Consider the following 8,771-nt stretch of genomic DNA (forward strand, 5'->3'; position numbering starts at 1 on the left):
CTGCATAATCCTTGGCTTTTGCATTTGAGTCCTGCGTATGATGCAGCAATCCAGTGAACCGGCAGCACTCGCCGAAATGGCCGCCTTTGCGGCGATCGCCGAGGCACGCTCCTTCACCAAAGCGGCGGCGCGGGTGGGGCGCGATGCGACGATCCTGTCGCGGCGCCTCGCGTCGCTGGAAGAGCGGCTCGGCGTGCGGTTGCTGCACCGGACGACGCGCAGCGTATCGCTGACCGAGGCCGGAGCCGAGTTCCTCGTCCGCGTCCGCGCCATCCTGGCCGCGGTCGACGAAGCCGAGGCGGCTGCGTCGGCGCATGCCGGCGGCGGGCCGCGCGGCGTGTTGCGGCTGGCGCTGCCCGGATCGTTCGGGCGCATGTGGATCGGCCCGCTGCTGCCAGAATTTCTCGCCGAATTTCCAGACGTTCGCATCGAGGCCGAGTTCTCCAACCGTTTCGTCGACCTCGTCGCCGAGAATTTCGATGTCGCCGTCCGTCTCGGCGCGCTGGAGGATTCGCGCCTGGTGGCACGCAAGGTGGCGACGCGGCGCCGGCTGCTGTGCGCCGCACCGTCCTACCTTGCTCGCGCGGGCACGCCGGCCACGCCGCAGGCGCTTGTCGAGCATGCTTGCCTGGGTTTCACCGGATTCCAGACCTTTCCCGCCTGGGAGATGACCGACAGCACGGGCCGTCGCGTCCGTATCGAGGTTTCCGGGCCGCTGGTCACCGACGATGCCGAGGTGCTGGTCGAAGCCGCCGTGCAGGGCGTCGGGCTGATGATGAGCACGGATTGGCTGGTCGGACGCGAACTCGCCGACGGACGGCTGGTGCCTGTTCTGGAGGACTGGACGCTCGCCGACGAGGGCGCGGTCTATATCGTGATGCCTTCAGCCAAGGGGCAAGCGGCCAAGACGCGCGCCTTCGCCGACTGGATCGGCAAGCGCTTTGCGCCAGAGCCGCCGTGGCGGAGAGGGTGCTAATCTCCCCCCTTGAGGGGGAGATGTCGCCGAAGGCGACAGAGGGGGTCGCCGCGCGTGGAGCGTCAGCGCCGTCTCCGTAGAGGAAGGCGTTGGCGATCTATGTGAGACGACCCCCCTCTGGCCGCTTCGCGGCCATCTCCCCCTCGAGGGGGGAGATTACGCGCTCAGCCGCCTCCGCCTCCACCGCCCTGCTGTTTCAGGAACTGACCGAGCAGATCCATCGGCACCGGAAACACGACCGTCGACGAGCGCTCGCCGGCGATGTCGTGGAGCGCCTCGAAATAGCGCAGCTGCATGGCCTGCGGTGCCTCGGACAGCATCTTGCCGGCCTCGACGAGTTTTGCCGCCGCCTGCTGTTCGCCGTCGGCATTGATCACTTTGGCACGCCGCAGCCGTTCGGCCTCGGCCTGCTTGGCGATGGCGCGGACCATATTCTCGTTGAGGTCGACATGCTTGATCTCGACATCGGAGACCTTGATGCCCCAGGCATCGGTTCGCTGATCGAGGATCTCCTGGATGTCGCTGTTGAGCTTGTCACGCTCGGCCAGCATTTCATCGAGCTCATGCTTGCCGAGCACCGAGCGCAATGTGGTCTGCGCCAACTGGTTGGTCGCGGCCATGAAGTCCTCGACCTGGATCACCGCCCGCTCGGCGTCGACGATACGAAAATACAGCACCGCGTTGACCTTCACCGAGACGTTGTCGCGCGAGATCACGTCCTGCGGCGGAACATCCTGAACCACCACCCGCAAATCGACCCGCACCATCTGCTGCACGAAGGGGATGAGGATGATCAGGCCGGGCCCCTTGACCCCGGTGAAACGGCCGAGCGTGAAGACCACGCCGCGCTGATATTCCCTCAAGATGCGAATGGCCGCGGACAGGAACATGAGCACGACGAGCGCTGCTACCAGATAGGCCACATAACCGATGATCATTGCCTTGCTCCATCGCTTCCCGCATTGCGGCGCCGTATCGTCAGCACGAGACCCCTGACATTAGCCACCTCGACGCTGTCGCCGACTGCAAAGGGTTCGTCGGCCTTCGCCCGCCAGCGCTCGCCCCGGGCGAGCACGTGACCCTCGCTGCCCTCCCAGTCGAGGACCTTGGCCGGCAGCCCTTGCATGGCCTGTGCGCCAACACGCGGAGCGTTCTTGCGGGCCGCCCACAGATAGCTGCCGGTCAACAGCGCCAGGCCGAGCGTCAGGGCGGCGGCGGTGCCGATGACGGCCCACGACATCTCGAAGCCGGGCCCCTCGATCCTGAGCAGCATGGCAGCGCCCAGCAGAAAGGCAGCCACGCCTCCGAGCCCAAGCACCACTGTGGGGTTGAAGGCCTCGAGGACGAGGAAGATGATGCCAAGCAGCATCAAGGCAAGGCCGGCATAGCTGATCGGCAGGAGATTGAGCGCATAGAGTCCGAGCAGAAGGCAGATCGTGCCAATCACGCCGGGCGCGACCGCGCCCGGGCTCGTGAACTCGAAGACGAGGCCATAAACGCCGATCAGCATCAGGATCACGGCGATGTTCGGGTCGGTGATGACAGCGAGAAGCCGGATGAGCCAGCCGGGCTCCAGCGTTTCAACCGGCAGCCCTTTCGTCGCCAGCACCTCTTTCCTGCCGGCCATTTCCACCGTGCGGCCGTCAGCCAGCTGAAGCAGCTCGGTGGTGTCGCGGGGGGACGAAGTCGACGACATGCTCCTGCAGCGCCGCGTTGGCCGACAGGCTGGCCGCCTCGCGCACGGCCTTTTCACCCCATTCGGCATTGCGTCCGCGCAGTTCAGCCAGGCTGCGGATCAACGCAACCGCGTCGTTCGTCGCCTTGGCGATCATCGCATCGCCCGCTGGCGGGTTCTTCTGGTCTTTGCCGGCTCCTGGGCCATTGTTCTTGTCGTCGCCACCGGGAAAGGATGGCAGCGGTCCGCCCATCTCGATCGGCGTTGCCGCACCCAGATTGGTGCCGGGCGCCATCGCCGCCACATGGGTTGCGTAGAGGATGTAGGTTCCGGCGCTCGCCGCATGACCGCCGGCGGGCGCGACATAGCCGATGACGGGAACCGGCGAGGCGAGCATATCGGCGATGATCTCGCGCATGCTGGTGACCAACCCGCCGGGCGTGTTCATCTGCAGGATGAGAACCTCGGCGTTCCGCTGCGCGGCTACCGCCAGCGCTTCCTCGAGCTGCATGGCGCTCGCCGGACCGATGGCGCCGTCTATCTCGACGCGCAGCGCAATCCTCTCCTGGCCGTTCGCCTCTCCGGTTGCGGAAGAAAAACAAACGAACACAGCGGCTACAAAAGCCGCGGCAATCAGGGCTACACGCGCGAGTTTCACGCTCAAAGCTCCATATCAAGGATATGGGCTGGATTTTGCCGAAATCCATGACACTTCGCGGCGGGTTAAGCTGATCCAGGGCAACGCCCCGTCCGATTTCCAACGCGTAGGCGATCCGTAAGCGGGGTTCAGCCAGCCTTCCCTCGACGTCCAAAGCGAGGGGAAGACCGATGTCGAAGCTGCATGCCAATCTTCTGCTTCTGTTCGCCGCGGCACTGTGGGGTCTCGGCAATGTTCCGCAGAAGACCATTCTGGACCATCTCGACCCGTTGAGCGCGGTCGGCATGCGCTGCCTGATCGGCTGGATCCTGGTGCTGCCGCTGATCGCCACCGAACCCCGGCGACCGCCAGGCGGCCTCTATCGCGCGAGCTTGGCAAGGGTCAGCGTGCTGTTTGCAATCGCGATCGTCCTGCAGCAGATCGGCTATCTCGGCACGTCGGTGACGAATGCCAGCTTTCTGGTCAGCACGGCGACTGTGATGACGCCCTTCGCGGCGTGGCTGCTGATCGGCGAGCGGCTGACAGCGGCCGTCGGCCTCGCCGCCGGCCTGACGCTGGTCGGCGCGCTGCTCTTGTCCGGCGGCATCGCCAGCTTCAACCAGGGCGATGTGGCGATCATGCTGTCGGCGGGCTGCTACGCGCTCTGGATGGTCGAGCTCGGTCGTCATGCGCAGACCTATGGACGCCCGTTCACCGCCATGGCGGCGCAGTTCCTTGGCGCGGCGGTGATCAGCCTGCCGCTCGGCTTCTTCCATGGCAATCTGTCGCCTGCCAATGCGTTCGATGCCTGGCCGCAACTGCTTGTGCTCGGCGTATTCTCTACAGCCGTCTGCTTCGGCATCCAGACGATTGCCCAGCGTTTCACCTCGGCCAGCCACGCGGCGGTAATCGTCAGCGCCGAAAGCGTGTTCGGCGCCCTGGGCGCGGCACTTTTCCTGGGCGAGCGGACATCGTTCGCCGGCATGCTTGGGGCAACGATCATGCTGGCCGCCGCCCTCTACCTCGCTACTTCGGGGGGCGGAGCGATCAGGCCAGCGCCCGAAAACGGCGCCACCGATGCTTGAGATTGTGAGACGCGACACACCGAACTATGCGCAACCCCATTGGCAGGAAACGGGTGGTTTGCTCGCGCTGTTTCACCCATCTGATGGGCAGGACGAAGCCAGAGGAGGCAAAGCCATGACCATTCATTCGATAGGTTCGAGGGCAGCGGTCCGATCGGCGGAGACGCGCGTCGCCGCATATGATTGGCAGGCGTTGGCCGGGGAGATGAGCGGCTATGGCTGCGCGGTGATGGAAAAGCTGCTGACGCCGCAAGAATGCCGGGAGGTCGCCGGGCTTTACCCGGACGAGAGCCATTTCCGCAGCCATGTCCATATGGCGCGGCACGGCTTCGGCAAGGGCGAGTACCGCTATTTCCGCTATCCCTTGCCCGATCTGATCGGCGGCTTGCGCACCGCGCTCTATCCGCGCCTCGCCGCGGTCGCCAACGACTGGAACCAGCGCATGAGCATCGCCCAGCGCTATCCGGACGAGCATGCCGCGTTCCTCAAGCAATGCCATGACCAGGGCCAGACACGGCCGACGCCGCTTCTGCTGCAATATGGTACCGGCGACTTCAACTGCCTGCATCAGGATCTCTACGGCGATCTTGCCTTCCCGCTGCAGGTGGCGATCCTGCTGTCCGAACCCGGCAAGGACTTCACCGGCGGCGAGTTCGAGCTGACCGAACAGCGCCCGCGCATGCAGAGCCGGGCCGAGGTGGTGCCGTTGCACCAGGGCGATGCGGTCGCCTTCGCGGTGCACAATCGTCCGGTCCAGGGCAGCAAAGGCAGCTACCGCGTCAATCTCAGGCACGGCGTCAGTAGGCTTCGCTCCGGCATGCGCCATACCGTCGGCATCATCTTCCACGACGCGAAGTGAGGGCTGCGTAGACTTCCTTCTCCCCTTCTCCCCTTGTGGGAGAAGGTGGATTGGCGCGCAGCGCCAAGACGGTTGAGGGGTGTTGGACGGAGCGCCGTCGTTGCCAAGCTGGAACACCCCTCATCCGTCGCCTTCGGCGACACCTTCTCCCACAAGGGGGAGAAGGGTGAGCGCGAGGCGCAACGTTGGAGCCCAGTCCTTCGGACCCAAATTCTTCATAGGAGTCCGAGGAACGGGCGGGTCAAGTGATCGCGGAAAGTCCGAATAAAAAAGATTCGCCCCACAAGATCTCTGTCATCCAATTGTTAACCAAGGTTCATACGATGAGCAATGTTGTCTCTCGGCCGGTGTGTGTTCGCCGGGCGGACGACTGTTGATATCTGCCAAGACTGAAAAGTAGATTTTTATTTGCGCAGTATAGTCGGGGATCGCCATGATGTTTCCAGCAAGCTTTGCGTCACTTCGGCGCAAATGGGCGAAGATAATGGGATCAAGTGGCGCCATCACGCTGGCTGTTGCCTTGATGATCGGGGCCGCTGCGCAGGCTGAGCCTATTCGCGGCGCTGGATCGACGCTGGCCGCCCCGATCATCGGCAAATGGGCAGCCGCCTACGAGAGCGCCCGCGCCGATGGCGGCGACTATATCTCGCCCGATTGGAAGGTCGACTATGAAATCGTCGGCTCGCTCGCCGGCGTCCTGCGTCTCGATCAGCCGGACATGGACTTTGCGGCGACGGATGCACCGATCAACGCCGCCGAGCTCAGGAAAACCGGCCGCCAGCAGTTTCCGATGGTGATGGGCGCCATCGCCGTCGTCGTCAATCTCGACGGCATTGGCCCGGGAAGCCTTCGCCTGACGGGGCCGCTTCTGGCCGACATCTATCTCGGCAAGATCCAGTCATGGTCCGATCCCGCGATCAAGGCGGCGAATCCGGATCTGACGCTGCCCGATCTTAGGATCAGCGTTCTTCACCGTAAGGATGGGTCCGGCTCGACATTTGTGTTCACGGAGTATCTGTCGGCGGTCAGCGACGAGTGGAAGAGCAAATACGGCGCCAACACACTGATCTCGTGGCCGCTCGGCGCCGATGCCGAAGGCACGCAGAACCTCATTCGAGCCGTGCATGACACGAAGGGGGCGATCGCCTATGCCGAATCCGGCCAGGCGCAGCGCGCCAGCCTTTCCTACGCGCTGATCGAGAACAAATCCGGCAAGTTCGTCAAGCCGGAGCCCGACGGCGTGCAGGCTGCTGCGACGTCCATCGACTGGGCGCAAACGACCGATTTCTTCGCTTCGCTGACCGATCGAGACGGAGATGCCGCCTATCCGATCAGCACGGCTGTGTTCGCGGTCGTTCAGGTCTCGGGCCGTTCGGAACATCGCTATCGCCGGGTGCACGACCTTTTCCGGCTCGCCTTCGCGCAGGGCGCCGGCGACGCCACCGCGCTCGGCTATGTGCCGCTGCCGAAGGCGCTCGTCGACCAGGTCGAACAATACTGGGCGAGGCAAGCGCCCGTCGGAAACTGAGCTGAAGAGCCAGGCTGCCTCGCGCAGCACCTGAACTGAACGTCATATCGCGCCGTGGTAACGGCTTGTTGGGGACTGCGTGACATGGACATAGATATCTTCAAGGACATCCTCGTGCCGGTGATCGGGGGGTTGGGCATCTTCATGCTCGGCCTCGACTTCATGGCAAACGGCATCCAGGCGCTTTCGGTCAACCGGATGCGCGCCTTTCTCGCCAAGGCCGCCGGAACGCCGATCAAGGGCGTGCTGGCAGGAACGCTGATCACCGGCGTCATCCAGTCGTCGACGGCGATGAGCGTCATGGTCGTCGGCCTGGTCAATGCCGGCGTCATCGCCTTGAGGCCGGCGATCAGCGTGATCATGGGCGCCAATATCGGCACCACGCTCGGCAACGGGCTCATCGCCCTGCCGCTCGGCCCGCTTGGATTGATCCTGGCCGGCGTGTTCTCGCTGGTCTACTGCTTCGCCAAAAGCGAAAAGGTCAAGAACATTGCGCTCGCCTGCATGGGCTTCGCGCTGATCTTCTATGGCCTCAACCTGATGACAGGCGGCCTGCGCCCGCTTCGCAACCTGCCCGAAGTCATGGCGCTGCTGCAAACGCTGACGGCCGACTCCTATGTCAACCTTCTCAAATGCGTGTTCATCGCCGCCGGCGTGACCGCCATGATCCATTCGTCCTCGGCGACGATCGGCATTGTGATGGGCCTTGGCGCCGCCGGCATTCTCGACTGGACGACGGCCGTCGCCTTCTCGCTCGGCGCCGATCTCGGCACCACGATCACCTCGTGGATGGCTTCGCTCAATCTTTCGAAGAACGCCAAGCGGACCGCTTACGCGCACATCTCGTTCAACATCATCGGCGTGTGCATCACCATCCCGCTGTTCTTCGTCTCCATGCAGGTCCTGGAATGGGCCATGCAGTTCTTCGGCGGCGATCCCGCCATCCCGGTGATCGTCGACGGCAAGGAGACCTTTCCCCTGGTGCCGGTCGCGGTCGGCCTCTATTCGACCTTCTTCAACATCTTCAATACATTGTTGCTGTTCCCGTTCATCGGTGTGTTCGAGCGGGTTCTGTCGCGTGTCGGCCACACGGATGCCGATGACGCGGAGGATTTCTCGACGCCTAGATTCCTCGACCGCAAGCTGGCCGGCGATTTTGCCAAGGCAATTCCCGCCGTTCAGCAGGAGACGGCCCGTCACCTCCAGGCCGGCGCCATGTTCCTCGACATCGCCCGCTCGTCCAAGAAGGCGCCGCCGGATCCGGGCGAGCACTATCTCGCTACCGACATCCTCAGCCGCGATATCCGTGCCTACACCGCCGAGCTGATGAAGGAGGATCTGCCCTACGACCAGCTCGACCTGATCGCCAGCCTGATCGAGGAAGCCGACTTCACGGCCGCCCTGACGGAATCGATGCATCAGGTGGCGCGCCGCGTTAGGCGCGAGAAGTTCAGCGGCCCGGCGCAGACCATCGTCGACGTCGCGTTGAGCAAGCTCGATGTTTCGCTGCGGGAGATCTTGCCGACTTACGGCATCTCCAACCCACAGATGCCGGCCGGCCATGTCAATCTGCCGGAAGTCGAGGAACTGCGTGCCCGCACGCTGGCGCTCGGACCAAATGCGGGCGCCGCCGAACGCGGCACGATCCTGGCCCTGCTCGGGTCGATCGAGCGCGCGGAAATCCTGATCCACCGCATCGATGCCGAGCGCAAATCCGTCAACCGGCAAAGCGTGCTCGCCCGTGCCTCGGCACGCAAGGAGGCCAGGCCGCAGTCGATGGGCGACACCGGCCTCAGCCCGGTTCCGGCCGAGTAGAGGGTCAAGGCCGGGCGGGGCTGCCCTTTACCTTCTCCCCTTGTGGGAGAAGGTGGATTGGCGCGTAGCGCCAAGACGGAAGAGGGGTGTTGGACGGATCGCTGTTGGTGCCAAGCTGGAACACCCCTCATCCGACCGAGCTTCGCTCGGCCACCTTCTCCCACAAGGAGACCTTTGCACAGAAGCCGAACGGTGA

At 64.1% G+C, this 8,771-nt stretch carries 6 protein-coding genes and 1 pseudogene; 5 read left to right on the forward strand and 2 right to left on the reverse strand.

Features of this window, described 5'->3' with window-relative positions:
- Nucleotides 1-40 precede the first annotated feature (40 nt).
- Nucleotides 41-976, forward strand: a complete 936-nt coding sequence (locus tag CIT25_RS33250) for a LysR family transcriptional regulator (RefSeq protein WP_095489355.1) — start codon at nt 41-43, stop codon at nt 974-976.
- A 164-nt stretch (nt 977-1,140) separates the two neighbouring features.
- Here the strand turns inward: CIT25_RS33250 and CIT25_RS33255 are convergent, their stop codons facing one another.
- A complete protein-coding gene (locus CIT25_RS33255) occupies nt 1,141-1,914 on the reverse strand; it encodes a slipin family protein (RefSeq protein ID WP_095489347.1) in 774 nt (257 codons plus the stop codon).
- Nucleotides 1,911-3,309, reverse strand: a pseudogene (locus CIT25_RS33260) (NfeD family protein). The gene CIT25_RS33255 and the pseudogene CIT25_RS33260 overlap by 4 nt, the downstream one beginning before the upstream one ends.
- Before the next feature lie 170 nt (nt 3,310-3,479).
- Between CIT25_RS33260 and CIT25_RS33265 the strand changes: the two are divergent.
- The 4 genes from CIT25_RS33265 (at nt 3,480) to CIT25_RS33280 (ending at nt 8,575) form a co-directional block, all read left to right on the forward strand.
- Nucleotides 3,480-4,373 carry a DMT family transporter gene (locus CIT25_RS33265; protein WP_095489348.1) on the forward strand — a complete coding sequence of 298 codons (894 nt, stop codon included), beginning with the start codon at nt 3,480-3,482 and terminating at the stop codon, nt 4,371-4,373.
- A gap of 115 nt (nt 4,374-4,488) precedes the next feature.
- Entirely contained in the window at nt 4,489-5,232 is a 744-nt protein-coding gene (locus CIT25_RS33270) for a 2OG-Fe(II) oxygenase (protein WP_095489356.1), read from the forward strand.
- Between the two features lie 484 nt (nt 5,233-5,716).
- Nucleotides 5,717-6,760: a phosphate ABC transporter substrate-binding protein PstS gene (gene pstS, locus CIT25_RS33275; RefSeq protein WP_245330112.1), complete on the forward strand. Its 1,044-nt coding sequence runs from the start codon at nt 5,717-5,719 to the stop codon at nt 6,758-6,760.
- Nucleotides 6,761-6,844: 84 nt separating this feature from the next.
- Nucleotides 6,845-8,575, forward strand: a complete 1,731-nt coding sequence (locus tag CIT25_RS33280) for a Na/Pi cotransporter family protein (RefSeq protein ID WP_095489349.1) — start codon at nt 6,845-6,847, stop codon at nt 8,573-8,575.
- Nucleotides 8,576-8,771: the final 196 nt, after the last annotated feature.

The sequence above is a fragment of the Mesorhizobium mediterraneum genome (genome assembly GCF_002284565.1).
Lineage (GTDB): Bacteria > Pseudomonadota > Alphaproteobacteria > Rhizobiales > Rhizobiaceae > Mesorhizobium > Mesorhizobium mediterraneum.